The organism is Frigoribacterium sp. CF331, from assembly GCF_057787905.1.
Genome location: NZ_CM173545.1, coordinates 2,406,977 through 2,428,548 on the forward strand (window position 1 = coordinate 2,406,977; position 21,572 = coordinate 2,428,548).

The following is a 21,572-nucleotide window of genomic DNA, read 5'->3' on the forward strand; positions in this document are numbered from 1 at the left end:
GGGCGCCTCACGACGCGGTCGGCAGCACCGCGGCCCAGAGGTGGAACAGCGCGTAGGCGCGCCAGGGCGACCACGCCGCTCCGGCGGCCTCGGCCTGCTTCGTCGTGAGTCCGCCCATCACGCGACGCAGCACGAGGTCGCCCGCGGGCCAGGCGTCGCGGTCGCCGAGGGCGCGCACCGCGAGGTACTCGACCGTCCACGGGCCTATGCCGGGCACGGCGAGCAGGCGTCGACGGGCGTCGGCGTGGTCGACGTCGGGCGCGATCACGAGCCCGTCGGCGACGACCTCGGCCAGGGCGTGGATCGTCCGCGCCCGGCTGTTCGTCACCCCGACCGCGGCCCGCAGCTCGTCGACGTCGACGGCCGCCAGCCGGTCGGCCCGGGGGAACCGCGTGAGGCCCGTCCCCGCGACCGGATCGCCGTGGGCCGCGACGAGCCTGCCGGTGAAGGTGCGGGCCGCGGCGAGCGAGACCTGCTGCCCGAGCACGGTCATCACGGCCGTCTCGAACCCGTCGGGGTTGCCCGTCACGCGGATGCCCGGCCGCCCCGCGACGAGCGGCCCGAGCACCGGGTCACCGGCGAAGCCCCGTTCGACGTCGTCGAGGTCGGTGTCGAGGTCGAGCCAGGCGCGGACGACGCGTCCGGCCTCGGCGACCGTCGCCTCCGTCGGCACCACGCCGTCGGGCCCGGTCACCGCGACGTCGACCCCGGTCGACGCGAGCGACAGGTCCAGCCGGTGGGAGGCGCGCTCGGCCCCCGAGCCCAGCTCGACCAGTCGCGCGTGCGTCGCCGCACCGACGTCGGTGGCCTCGGCCCCCGGCACGCTGTGCGCGGCCAGCAACCCCACGGCGTGCCGGTGGTCCCAGGCGCCGACGGGTTCGAGGGTGAACCGCGAGGCCGTCGCGCCGCGCACCGGAACCGCCTCGGGTGAGTCCGTCACGACCCGGCCGCCCGGCCGCCGCCGGCCACCGCAGCGCCGCCGGCCGCCACGGGCCGACCGTCGTCACCCCACACCCCGGACGACCCGCGGCGGTGGCTGTCGACGAGGTGGGTGTCGACGATGCCGGCGGCTTCCATGAGGGCGTGCATGGTGGTCGGCCCCACGAAGGTGAACCCCTTCGCCTTGAGCGCCTTCGACAGCGCGATCGACTCGGCGGAGGTCGTCGGCACCTCGGCCATCGTGCGGGGCCGGGGCGTCTCGGCGGGCCGGAACGACCAGACGAGGTCGACGAGACCGCCCTCCGCCCGCAGGTCGAGCGTCGCCCGCGCGTTGCGGATCGTCGCGTCGACCTTGAGACGGTTGCGCACGATGCCTGCGTCGGCCATCAGCCGGGCCCGGTCGTCGTCGTCGAAGCGCGCGACGACCTCGGGGTCGAAGTCGGCGAAGGCCGCGCGGAACGCCGGACGCTTGCGCAGGATCGTCGCCCACGACAACCCCGACTGGAACGCCTCGAGGCTCAGTCGCTCGAACAGTCCCCGCTCGTCCCGGACCGGCAGGCCCCACTCGGTGTCGTAGTAGTCGCGGAGCAGCGGGTCGGTCGAGGCCCAGACCGGGCGGGCCAGGCCGTCGTCGCCGACCACGACCCCGGTGCCCGCGAGGCCGGGAGCGGTGCCGGTGCCGGCGTCCGGGGCGCTCCGGCCCGCGACGTCGCTCACGCGTGCGCCTCGAGGTCGATCAGGGTCTGCTTCGCCGCCATGCCCCCACGGTAGTTGCCCGCCGTCCCGTCGCTCCGCACCACCCGGTGGCAGGGCACCACGACGGGGAGAGGGTTGGTCGCGCAGGCCGTGCCGACGGCCCGCACCGCCCGGGGGCTGCCCGACGCGAGGGCCACGGCGGCGTAGCTCGCCGTCGAGCCGTAGCCGATGTCGGGCAGGTGCTCGAGCACGGTCAGCTGGAACCCCTTCGACAGCCGGCGGTCGAGCGGCAGGTCGAAGGATCGGCGCTCGCCGCGGAAGTACTCGTCGAGCTCTCGTGCCGCGTCGTCGAGCCGGGACGGCGCCTCGACGACCCGCGGGCTGACGGTCGCGGCCAGGCGGTCGAGCACCGCGTCGTGGCCCTCGAGCTCGAAGGCCACCCGCAGCACCCCGACGTCGGTCGCGCAGACGAGCAGCCGCCCCACCGGCGAGTCGAGGGTCCGGTAGGCGACGTCGACCGCCCCGGCGTCGAGCGCGGACGCCGCGAAGCGTGCGTGCAGGGCGGCGAGGTGGCCGTCGGCCGGGTCGAGGCCGGCGAGCAGGTCGCGCGTCGCGTCGGCGTCGGCAGGGGTGGCGGTCATCGGACGCCCTTCGGCTCGGGGGTCGGGGTCGGGGTGGAGGTGCGGGTCGCGACACGACCCCGACCTGCGGCGGGCGACGCTCCGGCGGGCGGCGCCGCGTCCGGGTCGCGGAGCAGGCGTCGCAGGGCGGCGATCCCGTCCGCGGAGGCGCGGCGCGCCGCGTCGGCGCTGATGCCGGCCACCTCGGCGACCTCGCGGTGCGAGAGCCCCACGAGGTGGTGGTAGACGACCGCGCGTCGCTGCCCCGGCGGCAGGCCGCGGAGCGCCGCGTCGAGTTCGTCCGTCCGCGCGAACGCCTCGTCGTGAGGAGGCGCGGGCGGCGGTTCGGGCACCGTCCCGACCGGTCTCGGGTGCCGCTCCCGCGCCCGCAGCACGTCGATCGCCTTGCGGTGCGCGACGGTCACCAGCCACGCCTCGAGGTTCGTCGTCGGGGGCAGCGACGGGTAGGCGACGAGCGCCGCGACGAACGTCTCGCTCCAGGCGTCGTCGGCGTCGTGCTCGTCGAGGACGGCCCGGCAGACGCGCCACACGGTGCGATCGTGCCGGGCGACGACGCGCTCGAAGGGTTCCACGTCAGAACAGCCGACCGGTCTCGGGGCCCGACGGCTGCTCGGCCTCGAGCCCGAGCAGGAACCGCTTGCGGTCGAGGCCGCCGGCGTAGCCGACGAGCTCCCCGCCCGACCCGACCACGCGGTGGCAGGGCACGACGATGCTCAGCGGGTTCAGCCCGTTGGCGGCGCCGACCGCCCGGGCCAGCCCCACGCTGCCGAGCGAGGTGGCGAGCTGCCCGTAGCTGCGGGTCGCTCCGTACGGGATGTCCCGCAGCAGCGCCCAGACCCGCCGCTGGAAGTCGTTGCCGCGAGGGGCCAGCGGCAGGTCGAACGTGCGGCGTGCGCCGGCGAAGTACTCGCCCAGCTGGCGACGGACCTCGGCGAAGTCGCTCAGCCCGACGCCACGGTGCGAGACCGGTCCGAAACCCGACGGGTCGGGCAGGTGGCGGTGCTCGGCGAAGTAGACGCCGACGAGCCCCGTCTCGCCGCCCACGACGGTCAGCGAGCCGACGGGGGTGTCGACGGTGGTGTGGACGCTCACGGTGCCCTCCTGGCTCTCGGCGATGGTACCCACCCCGTAGACGCCACCAGCCAGGCAGATGTGAGGTGACCGACCGAACCGGTCCGGGTGATCCGACCGGCCCGTCGAGCGGTTACCCTGGAACGCCCGGTCCGGGCACTCCACACTGTCGGGTGTGTGCGAGCGTCCGGGCCGGGTCTCGTCCGTCCCCGGTGTCGCCGACCGCCCCGCGCGGCGTCACGGCTTCAGCGACGCGTCTCGAACGCGCTCTCGCCCACCGGCTCGACCTCGCTCACGTCGACGCGGTCGACCCGCGCCCCGCGGGGTCCCTCGCGCAGCCACTCGAGCAGCAGCGCCACGCGGTCGGGTCGCCCCTCGACCTCCACCTCGACGGTCCCGTCGGGCCGGTTGCGGACGAACCCGCCGACCTCGAGCCGGTCCGCCTCGCCCTCGGTCGAGAAGCGGAAACCCACGCCCTGCACCGAGCCGTGCACGAGGGCCCGGCGTCTGATCACGTCGTCCATCGCTCGACCGTACCCGCGCCTCCTCGGTCCGGCCCCACCCGTTCCGTCCCGAGATCGCCCCCGGACCGCCGAGTGGACGGGACGCCACGACCTGCCGCGGTGTCCCGTCCACTCGACGGTGTGGTGCCGGCGACCTACTTGTCGACCGTCGACATGTCGGCGTAGCGGGCACCCTGGGGTGCCGTCACGTCGTCGAGCTGGTGCACCTGCTCGGCGTCGAGCACGACGTCGTCGGCCGCGACGTTCTCGTCGAGGTAGGCGCGGCGCTTGGTGCCGGGGATCGGGACGATGCCCTCGCCCTTGGCGAGCAGCCAGGCGAGCGCGACCTGGCCGGGCGTGGCACCGACGGCCCGGGCGACCTCGTCGACCTGCTGCACGATGCGGACGTTGGCCTGCAGGTTGTCACCCGAGAACCGCGGCGCGAACCGACGGAAGTCGTCCTCGGCGAGTTCGTCGACCGAGCGGATGGTGCCGGTGAGGAACCCCCGGCCGAGCGGCGAGTAGGGCACGAAGCCGATGCCGAGTTCGCGGACGGTCGGCAGGATCTCGCCCTCGGGCTCGCGGCTCCACAGCGACCACTCGGTCTGCAGGGCGGTGATCGGGTGCGTGGCGTGAGCGCGGCGGATCGTCTCGGGTGCGGCCTCGGACAGCCCGAGGTACCGCACCTTGCCGGCGGTGACGAGCTCGCCCATCGCGCCGACGGTCTCCTCGATCGGCACCTGCGGGTCGACCCGGTGCTGGTAGTAGAGGTCGATGTGGTCGATGCCGAGGCGCTGCAGGGAGCCGTCGACCGAGCGGCGCACGTACTCGGGTCGGCCGTCGACGGCACGCTCCGCGCGGGCCTCGGGGTCGGTGACGTTGCCGAACTTCGTGGCGACGACGGCCTGGTCGCGTCGCCCCTTGAGCGCCCGGCCGAGCAGCTGCTCGTTCGTGTGCGGGCCGTACATGTCGGCGGTGTCGAGCAGGGTGACGCCCACGTCGAGCGCGCGGTGGATGACGCGCACCGACTCGTCGTCGTCGGTGCTGTTGCCGATGTAGAAGGCGGACATGCCCATGAGGCCGAGGCCGAGGCGGCCGACGTCGAGTCCGCCGTCGACCTGGCCGAGTGTGGTGTTCTTCATGGCCCGAGCCAACTCCCTCGCGTCGGCCGACGACCCAGGCCGCGTCGAGGCGACCACGACCGCCCGCCCCGGGTCGACGGGCCCACGGATCGCAGGAGGCGCGGTGCCCGTCGAACGGACACCGCGCCTCCTCTGCCTCACGGGGTCAGGCCCCGGGGGCCGCCGCGGTCAGCGGCGCCCCGCCCGGCGACGGGTGACGGCCGAGCCGGTGACGAGCGCGAGGCCGAGGGCCAGGGCGGCTGCCGCGATGCGGAGCGGCAGGCCCGGCTCGCTGCCCGTGTAGGCGAGCGGTCGGCCCGAACCGCCGGTGCCCGTGCCGCCCGTGCCCGGGTCACCGGCCGCCGGCACGACGGGAGCCGGCGTGACGGTCGGGTCCGGGGTCGGCTCGGGGTCGGGGACCGGCGTCACCACGGGAGGCGCGGCGAGGGTGATCGTCGGGACGGTCCCGTCCGCGAACGGCGCCGTGAACGACCCGATGGTCTCGCCGTCCGCGACGACGTCGTAGGTCGTGCCGGGGACGAGGTCGTCGGCCCGGTACACGCCCGCGGCGTCGGTCGTCGGGGTGGCGACGGGCTCGGGGTCGGTGGCGTCGGCCTCGACCAACGACAGCTCGAGCCCGGCGGCGGGCGTCCCGTCCGAGGCCACGACGGTGCCCTCGACCGACACGGACGCCGGGGCCTCGATCTGCAGCGGCGGGATGGTGCCGCTCGTCTCGGGGGCGGTGATGGTGACGGCCGAGTCGACGTCCTCGTTCAGGACGACGTCGTACTCCTCGCCGGGGACGAGGCCGCCGGCGGTGAAGCCACCGGCCGCGTCGGTCTCGACGCTGGCGACGGGCGTGGTCTCGCCGACCGGCACGATGTCGACGATCGAGCCCTCGGCCGGGGCCGAGCCGTCGGGCTCGACGATGCTCGTGGTGATCTCGACCGTCGCCGGCAGGGTGATGACGGCGCCCGTGGCGGTCGTCACGGGTCCGAACGCGATGCCGCGGACGAGGTCGACGACGTCGTACGTCAGGGCGGGGTCGAGACCGGGGAAGGCCAGGGTGCCGTCGGCGGCCGTGGTGGCGACGGCGATCAGGTCGCCCGTGCCGTTCACCCGCAGGCCGACCTCGCGCCCCGCGACCGGGGTGGTCCCGTCGGCCTCGACGACGCTCACGGCCAACGGTGCGGTGGCCGGGATCGCGGTCGCGCCCGTGAAGGCGAAGTCGAGCCCGGGGAGGTCGTCGCCGGCGATGGTCGCAGGCAGGGCGTCGAGCGGGTCGGCCCCGTCCGGCGTCTCGACCGAGACCTCGTACGGCGTGCCGCTGACGAGGCCGGGGACGTCGTAGCCCCCGTCGGCGTCGGTGCGGACCGGCAACCCGACGACCTCGCCCGTGTCGGAGTCCGTGACGGTGACGAGGGCGCCCGCGACGGGCGCACCGTCGTCGGTCACGGCCCCGCTCGCCGTGAACGTCTTGGTGACGAACCAGGTCTGGTACACCGGGAACCCGGCCCGCTGCTGGTAGGTGAAGGTCAGCGTCGTCAGCGGCACGGTCGGGCTGAACCAGGCGGCGGCGCCCTCGGTGTCGGCCGAGGCCGCGTTGCCGGTCAGGACGCCCGTGGAGGCGTTCCACGAGGGCACGTCGCGCAGGTTCGCCGCGTCGCACGAGGGGCCACCGGCGGTGCGGCAGTAGTTGTAGGTGCTCTGGAACCCGAGGGCGCTCGCCGGCACGGCCGCACCGTCGGCCCCGGTGGCCGACACGGTCACCTGGTCGGCGTCGACGTCGCCCAGGACGAACGACCAGTCGCTCGCGGGGGTGGCCCGGTCGAAGGTGTAGGTCGTGACCGACGCGGCGGCGGCTGTGGGGGAGTCCTGCGCGGGGCGCAGGTTGAGGTACGGGCGGCCGCGGCTCGAGTCGTACTCCGCACCGACGGGCGTGCCCGTGCCCTGCCAGGTGCTCGACCCGCTGGGGATCGTCGCCTGGCGCGAGGTCGACGTGAAGGTCGCCTGCGGGAAGTCGCCCGGCAGGGTCATGGTGCCGGCGTAGGCACGAGCCGTCCCGTCGACGGTGAAGTCGGCCCAGCCGACCGTTCCCGGACCGGCGGCGGACGCGCTCGTCGCGCCTCCGAGTGCCAGGGCGCCGGCCACGACGACCGTCACCCCCGTCGCCGCCCACGCCCTGATGCGCTCGTTGACCATGTCGTCGTCCCTCCGGGCCCGCCCCTGACGCGGGCCACGACTCCGAGGTTATGTCAGCTGTAGGCCTGCTGTCACACCCCGTCCGTCAGACGACGAAGGGGCGCCGCCTCGCGACCGGTCGGACCGGCGTCGAGGGCGGCGCCCCTTCGGGGACGTCGTGCGTCAGCGCTTCTTGACGTTCGAGACGATGTCTTCCGAGTGGCTGCCCGTCGCTCCCTTGGCCTTCTTGTCGGCGCGCTTCTCCTTCAAGGAGCGCACGGCCACCTTCGCGGTGCCTTTTTTCGCTGATTTCTCTGCCATGGTGGTGCCTCCGTCGCGGACCGAGATGATCCGGTCCGTCCGAGGCTACGGTGCGGCGGGCCCGGTGTCTGTAGCGGCGTCGATCTTCACGGCTCCTACACTGCCCTGGGGCCCGCACGGCCCCCACCCCCGCCCGACCCCGACGACCCGCCGAGACGACAGGCCCCCGATGACCCCCGTCCCCACCTCGACCCCGGTCGCCCCGACGCGCAGCGAGCGCCTCGACGAGCTGCCGTTCACCTCGAAGCACCGCCGCCTGCTCGCCGGCTCGGGCATCGGCTGGGCACTCGACGCGCTCGACGTCGGACTGCTCTCGTTCGTCATCGCCCAGCTCATGACCGTGTGGAGCGACCAGGCCGGTCAGCTCGCGTGGGTCGCCTCGGCCGGCTTCGCGGGCATGGCGATCGGTGCGGCACTCGGCGGCTCGTTGGCCGACCGGCTGGGTCGCAAGACGGTCTTCGCCCTGACCCTGCTGCTCTACGGCCTCGCCACGGGCCTCTCGGCCCTGTCGTGGTCGGTCGCCGTGCTGCTCGTGCTGCGGTTCGTGGTCGGCCTCGGGCTCGGGTCCGAGCTGCCGGTGGCGTCGACCCTGGTCAGCGAGTTCTCGCCGCGGCGCATCCGCGGCCGCGTGGTCGTGCTGCTCGAGGCGTTCTGGGCCGTGGGGTCGATCGCCGCCGCGCTCGTCGGCTACCTCGTGATCCCGACGAGCGACGACGGCTGGCGCTGGGCGCTGCTGATCGGCGCGGCGCCGGCGCTCTACGCCGTCTTCGTGCGGCTCAGGATGCCCGAGTCCGTCCGGTTCCTCGAGTCGCAGGGGCGCCACGACGAGGCCGAGCGCACCGTCCGCGCCTTCGAGGAGGCCGCCGGCGTCGCCGCCCCGACCGCCCCGACCGCCACCGCCGAGGAGGCGCGGGTCGTCGACGAGCCGGCCCGCGCCTCCGTCGGTCGGCTGTTCGGTGCCGGCATGACGCGTCGAACGGTCGCGATCTGGGTGGTCTGGTTCATGACCAACTTCTCGTACTACGGAGCCTTCGTCTGGCTGCCCTCGCTGCTCGTGGCCGCCGGGTTCCCGCTCGTGCGGTCGTTCGAGTACGTCCTGGTCATCACGCTGGCGCAGCTGCCGGGCTACGTGGCCTCGGCCTGGCTGATCGAGCGCTGGGGCCGTCGGGGCACCCTCGCGACGTTCCTGCTCGGATCGGCCGTGGCGGCCTCGTTCTTCGGTTTCGGGGCGGTCAGCGGCAGCGTCGCGCAGATCCTCGTCGCGGGGATGGCCCTGTCGTTCTTCAACCTCGGCGCGTGGGGCGCGCTCTACGCCGTGACGCCCGAGCTCTACCCGACGGCGTTGCGGGGCACGGGGGCGGGCTGGGCCGCGGGGGTGGGCCGGATCGCCTCGATCGCGGCCCCGCTGTCGGTGCCGCCGCTGATCGCCCTCGGCGGCCCGCCCACCCTGTTCGTCGTGTTCGGTGCGGTCTTCGTCGTGGGGGCCGTGGCCGCGACCCTGCTGCCCGAGCTCCGCGGCACGCGGCTCGCCGAGTGAGCGCGCGTCGACCCGGACGTCCGGCCCGTCGCCGCCTCACCCCGAGGCGGCTGGCCTGGCTCGTCGTGGTGCTGGTGGCGGGGGCCGTCCTCGTGGCGTTCCCGCGCCTCCTCGGCGGTGGGTCGGGGGGCGGCGCCGGTGACGGAGGCGCAGGAGGCGCGGGTGCGGCCCCCGTGCCCACGAGCGTCCCGGTCGGCAGCGTGGAGGCCGTGGTCGACCGGGTCGTCGACGGCGACACGGTCGTGGTCACGGTGGCGGGGGAGCGCGAGCGCATCCGCCTGATCGGCGTCGACACCCCCGAGACGGTGAAGCCCGACGCCCCGGTCGACTGCTTCGGCCCCGAGGCGAGTTCGTTCACGACGTCGGCCCTGCCCGAGGGGTCGACCGTCTGGCTCGAGGCCGACGCCTCGCAGGGCGACGCCGACCGCTACGACCGCCTGCTGCGGTACGTCTGGTCGCCCGACGGGACGATGCTCAACGAGCGACTCGTCGCCGGCGGGTACGGCCGCGAGGACACCTACGACGACGCGTACCGCTACCGCGACCGGTTCGTCGGAGCCGAGGCGTCGGCCGAGGCGTCGCGCGCCGGGCTCTGGGGCGCCTGCGGCTGACACGGCGCGGATCACGGCGGATCACGGCGGATCACAGGCGCGTCGACCAGAATCGTCGGGCAGGAGGTCCCATGCCCACCCCGACCGAACCGGCTGCCACGGCCGAGACCGACCGTCCGACGCGCTCGCCGCAGGCCGACGAGATCGTCACCCACATGCAGCGCCTGACCACCGAGTCGCAGAAGGTCGCCCAGGCGTTCGCCGCGCAGCACGGCCTCGGCCACATCGACCTCGAGGCGCTGCTGCACGTCATGCAGGCCGAACGCGACGGCGACCCCGTGACGGCCGGGGGGCTCGGCGAACTGCTCGGCGTCACCTCGGGTGCGGCCACCGGCGTGATCGACCGGCTCGAGAGGGTCGGCCACGTGCAGCGCGACCGCGACGACGCCGACCGCCGCCGGGTGCTCGTGCGGTACTCCGACCGCGCCCGCGAGGTCGCCGGGGCCTTCTTCGGGCCGCTCGGGGTGATGAGCGACCGCGTGATGTCCGGGTTCGACGAGGCCGAGCTCGAGACCGTGCGGCGGTTCCTCGAGGGCATGTCGACCGCGATGGCCGAGCGGGCACGCGAGGTGGGGCGTCCCAACTGAGGCGGCCCGCGCCTCCTGACCGTCGGGGGCAGCGGGTACCGTGGTCGCGTACCCGGAAGGCAGGTGGCACGTGACCGACCACGTCTCGGCTCTCGATCTCTTCTCGATCGGCATCGGCCCGTCGAGCTCGCACACGGTCGGGCCCATGCGGGCCGCCCGTGAGTTCCTGCTCGGCGTCGACTCCGCGGGCCGCCTCGACGACGTGGTCCGGGTCGAGGCCGTGCTCTACGGCTCGCTCGCCGCGACCGGCCTCGGCCACGGCACCCCCTCGGCCGTGCTCGCCGGGCTCGCGGGCATGCAGCCCGAGACCTGCGACCCGCAGGTCGTCTCGGGCATGCAGCAGGCGGTCGAGCAGGGCGGCGGCCTGCGGCTGCTCGGGCGGCACCAGATCGCCTTCGCACCCAACGACCTGCGCATGGCGCCGCTGACCCGGATGCCCCGGCACCCCAACGCGATGAGCGTCGAGGCCTTCGACGTCGCCGGTGCGAGCCTCGCCCGCGAGGTCTACTTCTCGGTCGGCGGCGGCTTCGTCGTGCGCGACGGCGACGACGAGCAGGCCGTGCCCACCGCCGAGGCGCCCTTCGCCTTCACCGACGCCGACGACCTGCTGCGCCTCTGCGACGCCGAGGGCGTCTCGATAGCCGAGCTCGCCTGGCGCAACGAGGTCGCCCTGCACGGCGAGGCCGCGGCCGCGGCGGGCCTCGACGACCGCTGGTCGGCCATGCGCGCCTGCGTCGACGCGGGGCTCGAGGCCACGGGCGTCCTGCCGGGCTGGATGAAGGTGCCGCGACGCGCCCGCCAGTTCGCCACCATGCTGCGCCAGCAAGACGAACGGGCGACCGCCTTCGCGCTCGGGGGCTCCGCGCTCGACCGGGGCCGCGCCTCCTCGCTGCTGGCCTCCGACCTGCCCGCGCAGTGGCTGCAGGCCTACGCCATGGCCGTGAACGAAGAGAACGCCGGCGGCGGACGCGTCGTCACGGCACCGACCAACGGCGCCGCGGGCATCATCCCGGCCGTGGCCTACTACGCGATGAGGTTCCACGGCGCCACCGACGACGAGCTCGCCCGCACCTACCTGCTGACCGCCTCGGCGATCGGATCGCTCTACAAGCGCAACGCGTCGATCTCGGGCGCCGAGGCCGGCTGCCAGGGCGAGGTCGGCTCGGCGGCGTCGATGGCGGCCGGCGCCCTGACGGCCCTGCTCGGCGGCACGCCGCGCCAGGTCGAGAACGCCGCCGAGATCGCCATGGAGCACCACCTCGGCCTCACCTGCGACCCCGTCGGCGGGTTCGTGCAGGTGCCCTGCATCGAGCGCAACGCCATCGCGGCGGGCACGGCGGTCGCCGCGACCCGCATGGCCCTGCTGGGCGACGGCAGCCACGTGGTCAGCCTCGACACCGTCATCGAGACCATGCGCCAGACCGGCCGCGACATGAAGGACAGCTACAAAGAGACCAGCCGCGCCGGCCTCGCCGTCAACGTCATCGAGTGCTGAGGGCGGGCGGCTGAGGGGCCGGGGCCCGTCCGAGGAGGCGCGGGTCGTGTCGGGGGCCGCCGCTAGCCTCGTCGCATGACCCCGCCGCGCCGCCCCTCGTCGTCCCGCCCCGCGACCCCGGGTGGCACCGACGCCCCGCGGCTCGACCCCGTCGACCCGCAGGGCCTCGTCGACCTCGGCACCGACCTGCTCGGGCCGCACGACGGTCGAGAGCTCGAGCGGTACGTCGACGCCGACCTCACGGACCGCGACTTCGAGGGGGCCGAGTTCACCGAGTGCGTCTTCGAGTCGCCCCGGTTGGGGTCGGCCCGCCTCCGTGGCGCCCGGTTCGTCGAGTCGGTGCTCACCGACTCGTTCGCGCCCGAGCTCGCCGCGTCGCGCAGCACCTGGCGAGACGTCCGGGTCGAACGGCCGCGGTGGGGGTCGGCCGAGCTGTTCGACGCCGAGCTGCGCTCGGTGCTCGTGGTCGGCGGCAAGATCGACTACCTCAACCTGCGGTCGGCACGACTCACCGACGTCGTGATCGAGGGGTGCACGATCGGCGAGCTCGACCTCGGCGGGGTGCAGGCCCTGCGGGTCGCGCTCGTCGACTGCCGCGTCGGCACGCTCGACGTGACCCGCGCCTCCCTGTCGCACACCGACCTGCGCACGAGCGACTTCTCGCGCATCGACGGCTTCGAGGGGTTGCGGGGCGCGACCATCGACGACCTGCAGCTGGCCGCGTTCGCCCCGACGATGGCGGCGCACCTCGGGCTCGTCGTCGGCTGAGCCGGTGCCGTGCCTTCGGGTGGGAACCGTCGCGCGGGGTGGGCACCGCGCCACGATGTGGGCACAGCACCACGATGTGGGCACGACGCCACGATGTGGGCACAGCGCCACGTCATCTCGTGGCGGCGTGCCCATCTCGTGGCGTCGTCCGCGTCCCGCCGCGCTACGCCGTCGCCGAACACGACGGCGGCGGCCCGCGCGGCGGTGCTATCGTCGCCGACAGAGCAACGCGCTCCGGGGTCAGTGAAAATCTGAGCCGGCGGTCACAGTCCGCGACCCGTGTCGTCACCGAGAGGTGGGGGCCCGGTTGAACCGGTGGAACTCCGGTACCGACGGTCATAGTCCGGATGAGAGGTGCGCGGGCCCGGTCGTCCGTCCGCGGACCCCTGGCCGATGCCGACCCTCGCGTCGCGCACCCCCGGAGAGCCCTCGGCAGAGCCAGGCAGACCGGAGGACGACATGACGACGCAGGCAGCGACCGCGCCCCGCACGCGACCCGTGGGGGCACGACGCCCGCACGGCACGACGGCCACGGCGGTGCGCTGATGTTCACCGGCCTCGTCGAAGAACTCGGACGCGTCGAGCGGGTCGACGACCAGGGCGACAGCGTCCGCCTGACCGTGCACGGCCCGGCCGTCCTGGTGGACGCCGCGCACGGCGACTCGATCTCGGTCAGCGGGGTCTGCCTGACCGTGGTCGCTCAGCAGGGCGACGCGTTCACGGCGGACGTGATGCGTCAGACCCTCGCCATGAGCACCGTGGGCTCGTTCGGACCGGGCACGCCCGTCAACCTCGAGCGTGCCGCCCGCGTCGGTGACCGGCTCGGTGGCCACATCGTGCAGGGCCACGTCGACGGCACGGCCACGGTCGTCGAGATCGAGCAGGGCGACGCGTGGCGACGCGTGCGGTTCGACCTCGCCGACGACCTCGCGCCCCTGCTGGTCGACAAGGGGTCGGTCACCCTGGACGGCGTCAGCCTCACGGTCAGCGCGATCAGCGAGCCCGGTGAGGCCCCGGGGTGGTTCGAGGTCAGCCTGATCCCCGAGACCCTCGCCGTGACGACCCTCGGCGGCAAGGCCGTCGGCGACCGGGTCAACGTCGAGACCGACGTCCTCGCCCGGCACGTGCGACGGATGCTGCGGCTCGACGCCCTGGGCTCGGCCGACCCGGGCGACGTCGCCTCGAGCCCGGCGGACGACCGGAGCGACGGGGTCGACGAACCCGACGCGTCCGCCGCGGCGGCGGACCGGCCGTGACGGTGACGACGCCCTCCGAGGAGGCGCGGCCCGCCTCGCGCCCCGCACCGATCGAGCTGGCCCTGGAGCACCTCCGACGCGGCCGACCGGTCGTGGTGGTCGACGACGAGTCCCGCGAGAACGAGGGCGACGTCGTGCTGTCGGCCGAGCTCGCCTCGCCCGAGTGGCTCGCCTGGACGGTGCGGGTGTCGTCGGGGTTCGTCTGTGCGCCGATGACGGACGAGATCGCCGACCGGCTCGACCTGCCGCCCATGGTCGCCCGCAACGAGGACGCCCGCGGCACGGCCTACACGGTGAGCGTCGACGCGGCGGTCGGCGTGACGACCGGCATCAGCGCCTCCGACCGGGCGACGACGCTGCGCACCCTCGCGTCCGCGACCAGCGTCCGTGACGACCTGCACCGCCCGGGGCACATCCTCCCGTTGCGGGCCCGGGCCGGCGGCGTCCGCGAACGTGACGGACACACCGAGGCGTCCGTCGACCTGATGAAGGCCGCGGGTCTGCGACCGGTCGCCGTCATCAGCGAGATCGTCGGCGACGACGGCGAGATGATGCGCCTGCCGGCCCTGCTCGACTTCGGAGCCCGCGAGGGCGTGCCCGTCGTCACCATCGCCGACCTCGTCACCTGGCTGGGCGACCGCGACCTGGACGCGCCGACCGCCGGACCCCACGACCACACCCACACCACCCTCGAAGGAGACCCCGCATGAGCGGAGCAGGAGCCCCCACCGAACCCGACGTCGACGGCACGGGAGTCCGCGTGACGATCGTCGCCGGCACCTGGCACGAGACCATCACCGACGGCCTGCTGGCCGGTGCACTGGCGACCGTCGAGCGCCTCGGCGCCACGGCCACGGTCGTCCGTGTCCCCGGCAGCTTCGAGCTGCCCGTGGTGGCGAAGGCCGCCCTCGAGGCCGGGGCCGACGCCGTGGTGGCGCTCGGCGTGATCATCCGCGGCGGCACGCCCCACTTCGAGTACGTGTCCGACGCGGCCACCTCGGGCCTGCTGCGGGTCACCCTCGACACCGGCAAGCCGGTCGGCTTCGGCGTGCTCACCCTCGACGACGAGCAGCAGGGCCTCGACCGGGCCGGCCTGCCCGGCTCGAAGGAGGACAAGGGAGCCGAGGCCGCCCACGCGGCGATCACCACGGCCGTCCGGCTGCGCGAGGTCGAGCGCGCCGGCACCGCGCGGGTCGCCGGCTTCTAGGTCCTGCGAGGCGCGGGTCCCCTCGAGCCGCGCCTCCTCGGGTGCGCCGGGCCGCGCCTCCTCGTGTGCCTTCCGCGACCCCCGCGACCGCTCTGAGCGGGCCGGAGCGGTCGAACGGACGACGACGCTCCGCTCACCAGCGGAGGTGAGCGGCGCGCGAATGCCTTCGTGTCGCGTCGTGCCCGCCCGGGACGATCCGCAGGCGAGGCGGGGCGCGGCGAGGCGAGCGGCTAGGCGAAGACCTCGGCGAGGAACGCCTCGAGCTGCTGCCACGAGCGCCGGTCGGCGCGGGCGTCGTACCGGGCGCCGTGGTCGGGTGCGTCGGTGCCCGGCACCGCGAAGGCGTGCATGACGCCGCTGTAGCTGAGCACCTGCCAGTCGGGTGCCTCGGCGGCCCGCATCTCGTCCTCGAACGCGACCACCGCCTCGTCGGGGACGACCGGGTCGGCCGCGCCCGTCATGACGAGCAACGGCGCCGTGACGGCCCCCTTCTCGGCCGGCATGCCGGTGCCGAGTCCGCCGTGGAACGACACGACCCCGGCGACGTCGGCACCCGCGCGGGCCAACTCGAGGGCCCCCGAACCGCCGAAGCAGTAGCCCATCACGGCGATCCGCGACGGGTCGACCCCGGGCTCGGCCCGAAGCCGCTCGAGGTTCGCGAGCAACCGCGAACGGAAGAGCGGCACGTCCCCGTAGTACTTGCCAGCCTCACCGGCGGCCTCCTCGGGGGAGGGCCGCACGCCCTGGCCGTAGACGTCACCGGCGAGGGCGACGTAGCCGAGTCGTGCGAGCATCTGCGCGCGCACCTCGACGTGGTCGATGACGCCCATCCAGTCGTGCAGGACGAGGACGCCGGGCACGAGGTCGGACGAGGAGGCGCGGGCGGGCTTCGCGAGGAACCCCTCGAGGTCGACGTCGGTCGCCGCGTACACCTCGTCCGACGTCGTGACGCCGCCCGGGTCGGGCACGCTGTCGAGGACGCGCTGCAGGTCGGGGGAGAGCTCGGGGCTGGGTTCGGTCGTGGTCACACCGGGACGCTACTCCCGACGGGTCGGACGACGCCGGGCCGGTCGCACGGCGCCTGACGACGCCGGGTCGCACGGCGCCGGACGGCACCCGTCGTCCTCAGCCCGGGTCGACGATGCGGGCGACGGCCTGGCGGACGACGTCGCACCGGCGCTGCTGCGGGCCGGTGTGCAGGTTCGTCGCCTCGGGGGTGACGAACCACGCGAGGACCACGCCGAAGACCATGGTCAGCAGCTCGTCGGCGTCCCAGCCCGACGAGATGTCACCCGCGTCCTGGGCGGCCTTCACCGAGTCGCGGCGCGCCTCGAGCTGGCCGTGGTCGAGCACGCCGGGGCTCGGCAGGGCGACGCCTTCGATCTGCCCCCAGAGCAGCAACCGGGCGTCGTCGGGGTTCGAAGCCAGGTGGTCGTAGAGGGCGCTCGCCCACCCCGGCAGGTCGTGGGCGTCGAACGGGACCACCGCGACCCAGCGACCGATGCTCTCGCCGAGGGCCGCGTCGAAGAGGTCGCGCTTGGTCGAGAAGTGGGCGTACAGCCGCTCCTTGCTCGCCTCGGCGTCGCGCGCGATCGTGTCGACCCTGGCTCCGGCGAGGCCTCGGGCCGCGAACTCCGCACGTGCCGCTTCGAGCAGTCGTTCCCGCGGCGGGGTGGGTCGTCGAGCCATGCCCAGAGCATAGGGGCAGGTGTCCACCGAACCACCTGGTTCGTCGCGAGGACTTCGCTTACCGGACCGTCCGGTTCGCTCGACGTCCCCCGGGGGCGGGGACGGCCCGCTCAGAGCGCTCGCGCGTCCGCGACCTCGACACCCGCCGCGGCGGCGACGCCGGCGTTCGTGATGCGACCCGCGACGGCGTTGACGCCCCGCTCGAGCGACACGTCGGCCGCGACGGCGTCGCGCCATCCGCGATCGGCCAGCGCGAGGGCGTACGGCATGGTCGCGTTGGTCAGGGCCCGGGTCGAGGTCTGCGGCACGGCCCCCGGCATGTTCGCGACGCAGTAGTACACGCTGTCGTGGACGGCGAAGGTCGGGTCGTCGTGCGTGGTCGCGTGCGAGCCCTCGAAGCAGCCGCCCTGGTCGATGGCGATGTCGACGAGCACCGACCCGGGGCGCATCGAGGCCACCATCTCGTCGGTGACGAGCTTGGGGGCCTGGGCCCCCGGGATCAGCACCGACCCGACGACGAGGTCGGCGTCCGCGACCTGGGCCCCGATCTCGTAGGCCGTCGAGGCCCGGGTCTGCAGGCGTCCGCCGAACTGCACCTCGAGGGCGCGGAGGCGCGGCAGCGACACGTCGACGACGGTCACGTCGGCGCCGAGGCCGAGCGCGTTCGCGGCGGCGTGCTCGCCGGCGACCCCGCCGCCGATCACGACGACCTTCGCCTTGGGGGTGCCGGGCACGCCGCCGAGCAGCACGCCCGTGCCGCCGACGGGCCGCATGAGGTGGTAGGCGCCGACCATCGTCGAGAGCCGGCCGGCGACCTCGCTCATCGGTGACAGCAGCGGCAGGCTGCGGTCGTCCCGCTGCACCGTCTCGTACGCGATCGCCGTGGTGCCCGACGCGAGCACCGCCTCGGTGCAGTCGGGCGACGCCGCGAGGTGCAGGTACGTGAAGAGGGTCTGGTCGGCGCGCAGGAGGGGGTACTCGACCGCGATCGGCTCCTTGACCTTCATCAGCAGGTCCGCCTCGCCCCAGACCGTGGCGGCGTCGTCGACGACGGTCGCACCCGCCGCCGCGAAGGCGTCGTCCGAGAAGCCCGAGCCGAGGCCCGCCCCCGACTGCACGAGCACGTCGTGCCCCCGGCGGGAGAACTCGTGGACCCCGGCAGGGGTCGCCGCGACGCGGTTCTCGTTGTTCTTGATCTCGGTGGGGATGCCGACGCGCATGGTTCGTCCTCTCGACGGTGACCTCGACGACGGCGGCCGGTGCACGCCTGTGTTCGCCGAACTGACGTCAGTGTGCTGTTCCACGTCGTCGGCTGCCAAGCATTCCGCACGATATTCTGTACGGACGGCATCCAGCCGCACGATCGACGTCGATGACGGGAGAACAGATGGCTCCGACGAACGACCTTCGGCTCGACGAGGTGGACCGGCAGCTCGTGCGCCTGCTGGTCGCCGACAGCCGCACCCCGAACGCCACCCTCGCCGCGCGGGTGGGCATCGCACCGTCGACCTGCCTGGCACGCGTCCGGTCGCTCGTCGAGCGCGGGGTCGTCACGGGCTTCGGGGCCGAGATCGACCTGTCCGCGCTGGGCCTCGACCTGCAGGCCCTCATCAGCGTGACGATCCTCTCGTCGGCCCGTCAGCGGATCGCCGCCTTCTCGGCGGAGATCCGGGCGCTGCCCCAGGTGGTGCAGCTGTTCTTCCTCGGCGGCTCGGAGGACTTCATCATCCACCTGGCCGTGCGCGACACGAACGACGTCCGCGAGTTCGTGCTCGACCACCTGTCGGCGCACCCTGCGGTCGCCTCGACCCGCACGAGTCTGGTCTTCGAGCACCACCACCCCGGCCCGTCCGTCTGAGCGGTCGTCGAAGGGACGCCCCGTCAGGTGGTCAGTGCGTGCCGGCGAGCGTCATCGGCAGGTGCGGGATGCCGTCCTCGACGAACTCGTCGCCGTCGACCACGAAGCCGAAGCGGGCGTACCAGCCCGAGAGGTGGGCCTGAGCGTCGAGGCGCACGAGCCGCCCCTCGCACGAGGCGACGGCCGCGCGCATGAGGTCGGCGGCGAGACCGCGTCCCCGGGCCGCCGCCGCGGTCGCGACGCGTCCGATGCGTCGGTCGTCGCCGTCGTGCAGCACGCGCAGCGTCGCCGTGACGAGGCCGTCGTCGTCGGCGGACCAGAGGAGGCGCGTGGTCGGTTCGAGGTCGCGCCCGTCGAGCTCGGGGTACGGGCAGTCCTGTTCGACCACGAAGACGTCGACCCGGAGGCGCAGGATCGCGTAGAGGACGACGGGGTCGATCTCGGCGACGGACGACGAGTGCAGGCTGGCGGTCACGGTGCCACGCTACCGGCCCCGCCGGTGCGGCCCCGGCCCTGCCCTGCCGTCGTCACGAGGACTCACCGAGCGGCAGGGTCGTGAACACACCACCCACCGGCGCGTCGGGTGGCTGCACCTGGCCCGCGAAGCGGTCGGCGAAGGCCTCGGCGTCGTCCTCGGGGTGGAATCCGACGGCCTCGCCGGCCGCGAGCGACACGACGCGTCGGGTGTTGCGGCTGACGCCCCAGACGACGTGGTGCCCGACCGGGGCGGTCGTCAGGGTGGCGAGCATCAGGCGGGCCGCGTCGGCCGGCGACAACCACGTGCCGAGGCTGCGGACGTCGTGCGGCTCGACCTCGCACGTCATGATGCGGGCCGAGACGACGGTCGAGCCGAAGCGGTCGGCGTAGAGGCTGCCGACGGCCTCGAGCAGCACCTTGCTGACGCCGTAGAACGAGTCCGGGCGGGGAGCCGGCACGTCGTGGTCGGCGGCCCTCGAACCCGGTTCGAACCCGACGGCGTGCACCGAGCTGGCCGCGAAGACGCGGGTCACGCCGGCACGTCGGGCGGCCTCGTGGACGACGTAGGCGCTCTCGACGTTGAGGTCGCGGATCTCGTGCCAGGTGCGCTCGGCGGCGTGCGAGGCGAGGTGGACCACGAGGTCGACGCCGTCGAAGGCCACCGTGAGCGACTCGAGGTCGGTCACGCCGACGTGCTCGAAGGTCTCGTGCCCGCGGAGGTCGTCAGGGGGCGGCACCACGTCGAGCAGCCTCAGGTCGTGGCCGGCCTCGAGCAGCAGGGGGCGGACCCAGGTCGCGATGCGCCCCGAGCCCCCCGTGATCGCGATGGTCGCCATGTGTGCCGCCTCTCGTCGTCGGCCCGTCCGCCGGGCACCTCGTGCCCCCATCCTGCCGGTGGCCACCGACGCGGGCGACCGGGGCACGTGCCGGGTCCGCCGATGGGCCCTCGCGACTCGTCCCCGCGTCCCCCGGATGCCCCACCCGAGCCTGGCAGGGCTCTGGCGATGCCCTGGCAGGGCGCTCCACGGCCGGGGTCGGTGACGCGTCACCTCGTACCGTGACCCCAGGCCCGACGACGTGCCCCGACCCTGCCCCCGATCGAAAGGCACACCGTGTCGTCAGCCCTCTCGTCCCTCGCGATCCTCCTGTTGCGCGTCGTCCTGGGGGTGGTCTTCGTCGTGCACGGGTGGCAGAAGCTCGCGGTCGACGGCCTCGCCGCGACACAGGGTGCCTTCGGCGGCATGGGCATCCCGTTCGCCGACGTCGCCGCGCCGGTCGCGGCCGTCACCGAGCTCGCCGCCGGGGTCGCCCTCGTCGTCGGCTTCGCCACCCGGGTCGCCGCGGCCCTCCTGGCGGTCACGGCGGTCGTCGCCCTCGTCGCCGTCCACCTGCCGAACGGCTTCCTGTCGACGACGGGCGGCATCGAGTACGTGCTCGTCCTCGCCGTGGCCTCGGTCGCGATCGTGCTGACCGGCCCCGGTCGAGTCGCCCTCGACGCGCTGGTCGTCCGCGGTCGGCGCGCTCGGCGCGAGGCCCCGACCTCGCAGCCCGTCCCCGCCTGACGGGGTCCACCCGGGCGGGACGGGTGATCGTGACGTGCTCGCGGGGGTGATTTGCGCCTCCTCGTCCCGACCGGGCACGTGATCCGTGGTCGGCTGGACGGCGATGCCCCTCGCCCACGACCGCCGCCGTCCCCCCGACCCACGACCCCGCCCCGGTTCGCCCGTCCTGGTCTTCGGTGACGTGCTCGACGACATCATCGTCACGCCGCGCACGGCCGACCCGGCGGGGACCGAGACCGCCGCGACGATCCGCCACCGGGCGGGGGGCTCGGCCGCCAACACGGCCGCGTGGCTCGGCTCGTTGGGCGTCGACGTGTCGTTCGTCGGCCGGGTGGGCACCGCCGACCTGCAACGACACGCCCAGTCGCTCGCGAACGCCGGGGTCTCGGCCCGGTTGACGTACGACGCTCACGACCCCACCGGCACGGTCGTCATCACGGTCGACGGGTCGTCGCGCACCATGTTCACCGACCGGGGCGCCGGCGCCTCGTTCGGCCCGGACGACGTGCCGGACGACCTCGTGGCCGCGGCCGGCCTCGTGCACTTCACCGGGTACACGGTCGCCCAGTCGCGCAGCCCGGTCGCCCTGCGTCGGCTGTTGGGTCGGGCACGCGAGGTCGGCGCGCTCGTCTCGGTCTCGCCGGGGAGCGCCTCCGTGGTCCACCGGTTCGGGCCACCCGCGTTCCTCGCCGCGGTCGAGGGGGCCGACCTGTTCTTCCCGTCCCGTGAGACCGCCCGCGAGCTCACGGGCCTCGACCAGCCGGCCGGGTCGGCCGAGGCGTTGGCCGCACGGTTCGGCGTGGTCGCCGTCGTCGCCGACGACGGGGGAGCGACGGTGGCGACGCAGGGGCTGCCGCCCGTCACGATCGACGGGGTGGCCACGCGCTGGGTGGACTCCGTCGGCCTGGTCGACGCCTTCTCGGCCGGGTTCATCGCCGCGTGGTCGACGTCGCGCAGCCTCGGCGTCGCCGGTCGCAGCGGAGCACGGGCGGCGGCGAGGGCGGCGGGCGTCGCGGGGGGCAGGCCGCCCGCGTGACCCCGGGCGGCAGGCC

24 protein-coding genes, 1 pseudogene and 1 riboswitch are annotated in these 21,572 nt (G+C 74.5%); of the genes and pseudogenes, 11 read left to right on the top strand and 14 right to left on the bottom strand.

The genetic code is table 11. The features are described 5' to 3' along the window. Positions 1-7: 7 nt before the first annotated feature. The 9 genes from AC3CCI_RS11195 to AC3CCI_RS11235 all read right to left on the bottom strand — a co-directional run bounded on the left by AC3CCI_RS11195 (position 8) and on the right by AC3CCI_RS11235 (position 7,473). A complete protein-coding gene (locus AC3CCI_RS11195; protein WP_488627243.1) occupies positions 8-913 on the bottom strand; it encodes a DNA-3-methyladenine glycosylase family protein in 906 nt (301 codons plus the stop codon). Between the two features lie 23 nt (positions 914-936). Then, entirely contained in the window at positions 937-1,581 is a 645-nt protein-coding gene (locus tag AC3CCI_RS11200) for a DNA-3-methyladenine glycosylase I (RefSeq protein ID WP_354593320.1), read from the bottom strand. A 71-nt stretch (positions 1,582-1,652) separates the two neighbouring features. Further along, entirely contained in the window at positions 1,653-2,276 is a 624-nt protein-coding gene (locus tag AC3CCI_RS11205; RefSeq protein ID WP_354593287.1) for a methylated-DNA--[protein]-cysteine S-methyltransferase, read from the bottom strand. Next, positions 2,273-2,848, bottom strand: a complete 576-nt coding sequence (locus tag AC3CCI_RS11210; protein ID WP_488627244.1) for an RNA polymerase sigma factor — start codon at positions 2,846-2,848, stop codon at positions 2,273-2,275. The genes AC3CCI_RS11205 and AC3CCI_RS11210 overlap by 4 nt, the downstream gene beginning before the upstream one ends. 1 nt (position 2,849) lies before the next feature. Further along, positions 2,850-3,368, bottom strand: a complete 519-nt coding sequence (locus AC3CCI_RS11215; protein ID WP_488627245.1) for a methylated-DNA--[protein]-cysteine S-methyltransferase — start codon at positions 3,366-3,368, stop codon at positions 2,850-2,852. Positions 3,369-3,592: 224 nt separating this feature from the next. Continuing rightward, the gene (locus AC3CCI_RS11220; RefSeq protein WP_488627246.1) at positions 3,593-3,871 is read right to left on the bottom strand and encodes an acylphosphatase; all 279 of its coding nucleotides are present in this window, start codon (positions 3,869-3,871) and stop codon (positions 3,593-3,595) included. Between the two features lie 134 nt (positions 3,872-4,005). Beyond that, a complete protein-coding gene (locus AC3CCI_RS11225) occupies positions 4,006-4,992 on the bottom strand; it encodes an aldo/keto reductase (RefSeq protein ID WP_488627247.1) in 987 nt (328 codons plus the stop codon). 168 nt (positions 4,993-5,160) lie between these two features. Continuing rightward, positions 5,161-7,173 (bottom strand): carboxypeptidase regulatory-like domain-containing protein, encoded by a 2,013-nt coding sequence (locus tag AC3CCI_RS11230; RefSeq protein WP_488627248.1) that lies wholly within the window; start codon positions 7,171-7,173, stop codon positions 5,161-5,163. Between the two features lie 162 nt (positions 7,174-7,335). Then, complete coding sequence (locus AC3CCI_RS11235) at positions 7,336-7,473, bottom strand: hypothetical protein (protein ID WP_199738651.1); 138 nt, start codon at positions 7,471-7,473, stop codon at positions 7,336-7,338. A 169-nt stretch (positions 7,474-7,642) separates the two neighbouring features. Here AC3CCI_RS11235 and AC3CCI_RS11240 point away from each other — a divergent pair, with 169 nt between their 5' ends. The 8 genes and pseudogenes from AC3CCI_RS11240 to ribH all read left to right on the top strand — a co-directional run bounded on the left by AC3CCI_RS11240 (position 7,643) and on the right by ribH (position 14,934). Next, positions 7,643-9,010, top strand: coding sequence for an MFS transporter (locus AC3CCI_RS11240; protein ID WP_488627249.1), 1,368 nt, complete (start codon positions 7,643-7,645; stop codon positions 9,008-9,010). Continuing rightward, positions 9,007-9,621 carry a thermonuclease family protein gene (locus tag AC3CCI_RS11245; RefSeq protein WP_488627250.1) on the top strand — a complete coding sequence of 205 codons (615 nt, stop codon included), beginning with the start codon at positions 9,007-9,009 and terminating at the stop codon, positions 9,619-9,621. Before AC3CCI_RS11240 ends, AC3CCI_RS11245 begins: the two co-directional genes overlap by 4 nt. A gap of 71 nt (positions 9,622-9,692) precedes the next feature. After that, positions 9,693-10,208, top strand: a complete 516-nt coding sequence (locus AC3CCI_RS11250) for a MarR family winged helix-turn-helix transcriptional regulator (RefSeq protein ID WP_488627251.1) — start codon at positions 9,693-9,695, stop codon at positions 10,206-10,208. Between the two features lie 70 nt (positions 10,209-10,278). Continuing rightward, positions 10,279-11,703: an L-serine ammonia-lyase gene (locus tag AC3CCI_RS11255; protein ID WP_488627252.1), complete on the top strand. Its 1,425-nt coding sequence runs from the start codon at positions 10,279-10,281 to the stop codon at positions 11,701-11,703. Between the two features lie 75 nt (positions 11,704-11,778). Beyond that, positions 11,779-12,471 (top strand): pentapeptide repeat-containing protein, encoded by a 693-nt coding sequence (locus AC3CCI_RS11260; protein WP_488627253.1) that lies wholly within the window; start codon positions 11,779-11,781, stop codon positions 12,469-12,471. A gap of 226 nt (positions 12,472-12,697) precedes the next feature. After that, positions 12,698-12,834, top strand: a riboswitch (FMN riboswitch). A gap of 182 nt (positions 12,835-13,016) precedes the next feature. Continuing rightward, positions 13,017-13,727, top strand: coding sequence for a riboflavin synthase (locus AC3CCI_RS11265; RefSeq protein WP_488627254.1), 711 nt, complete (start codon positions 13,017-13,019; stop codon positions 13,725-13,727). 2 nt (positions 13,728-13,729) lie between these two features. Next, a pseudogene (gene ribB / locus AC3CCI_RS11270) lies at positions 13,730-14,383 on the top strand (3,4-dihydroxy-2-butanone-4-phosphate synthase); the annotation flags it as partial. A 50-nt stretch (positions 14,384-14,433) separates the two neighbouring features. Further along, positions 14,434-14,934 (top strand): 6,7-dimethyl-8-ribityllumazine synthase, encoded by a 501-nt coding sequence (gene ribH, locus AC3CCI_RS11275; RefSeq protein ID WP_354593275.1) that lies wholly within the window; start codon positions 14,434-14,436, stop codon positions 14,932-14,934. A 230-nt stretch (positions 14,935-15,164) separates the two neighbouring features. Here the strand turns inward: ribH and AC3CCI_RS11280 are convergent, their stop codons facing one another. The 3 genes from AC3CCI_RS11280 to ald form a co-directional block, all read right to left on the bottom strand. Next, positions 15,165-15,962 carry a dienelactone hydrolase family protein gene (locus tag AC3CCI_RS11280; RefSeq protein WP_488627255.1) on the bottom strand — a complete coding sequence of 266 codons (798 nt, stop codon included), beginning with the start codon at positions 15,960-15,962 and terminating at the stop codon, positions 15,165-15,167. 97 nt (positions 15,963-16,059) lie between these two features. Continuing rightward, a complete protein-coding gene (locus tag AC3CCI_RS11285) occupies positions 16,060-16,623 on the bottom strand; it encodes a TetR/AcrR family transcriptional regulator (RefSeq protein ID WP_354593273.1) in 564 nt (187 codons plus the stop codon). Between the two features lie 110 nt (positions 16,624-16,733). After that, positions 16,734-17,843, bottom strand: a complete 1,110-nt coding sequence (gene ald / locus AC3CCI_RS11290) for an alanine dehydrogenase (protein WP_488627256.1) — start codon at positions 17,841-17,843, stop codon at positions 16,734-16,736. A 167-nt stretch (positions 17,844-18,010) separates the two neighbouring features. Between ald and AC3CCI_RS11295 the strand changes: the two genes are divergently transcribed. Beyond that, positions 18,011-18,481: an Lrp/AsnC family transcriptional regulator gene (locus AC3CCI_RS11295; protein WP_488627257.1), complete on the top strand. Its 471-nt coding sequence runs from the start codon at positions 18,011-18,013 to the stop codon at positions 18,479-18,481. A 31-nt stretch (positions 18,482-18,512) separates the two neighbouring features. Here the strand turns inward: AC3CCI_RS11295 and AC3CCI_RS11300 are convergent, their stop codons facing one another. Next, complete coding sequence (locus AC3CCI_RS11300) at positions 18,513-18,956, bottom strand: GNAT family N-acetyltransferase (protein WP_488627258.1); 444 nt, start codon at positions 18,954-18,956, stop codon at positions 18,513-18,515. A 52-nt stretch (positions 18,957-19,008) separates the two neighbouring features. Continuing rightward, positions 19,009-19,794: an NAD-dependent epimerase/dehydratase family protein gene (locus tag AC3CCI_RS11305; protein WP_354593269.1), complete on the bottom strand. Its 786-nt coding sequence runs from the start codon at positions 19,792-19,794 to the stop codon at positions 19,009-19,011. A 276-nt stretch (positions 19,795-20,070) separates the two neighbouring features. On the opposite strand from AC3CCI_RS11305, the gene AC3CCI_RS11310 reads away from it, so the two are divergent. Both AC3CCI_RS11310 and AC3CCI_RS11315 read left to right on the top strand, forming a co-directional pair. Next, positions 20,071-20,520, top strand: coding sequence for a DoxX family protein (locus tag AC3CCI_RS11310; RefSeq protein ID WP_488627259.1), 450 nt, complete (start codon positions 20,071-20,073; stop codon positions 20,518-20,520). 103 nt (positions 20,521-20,623) lie between these two features. Continuing rightward, entirely contained in the window at positions 20,624-21,556 is a 933-nt protein-coding gene (locus AC3CCI_RS11315) for a carbohydrate kinase family protein (protein WP_488627260.1), read from the top strand. Positions 21,557-21,572: the final 16 nt, after the last annotated feature.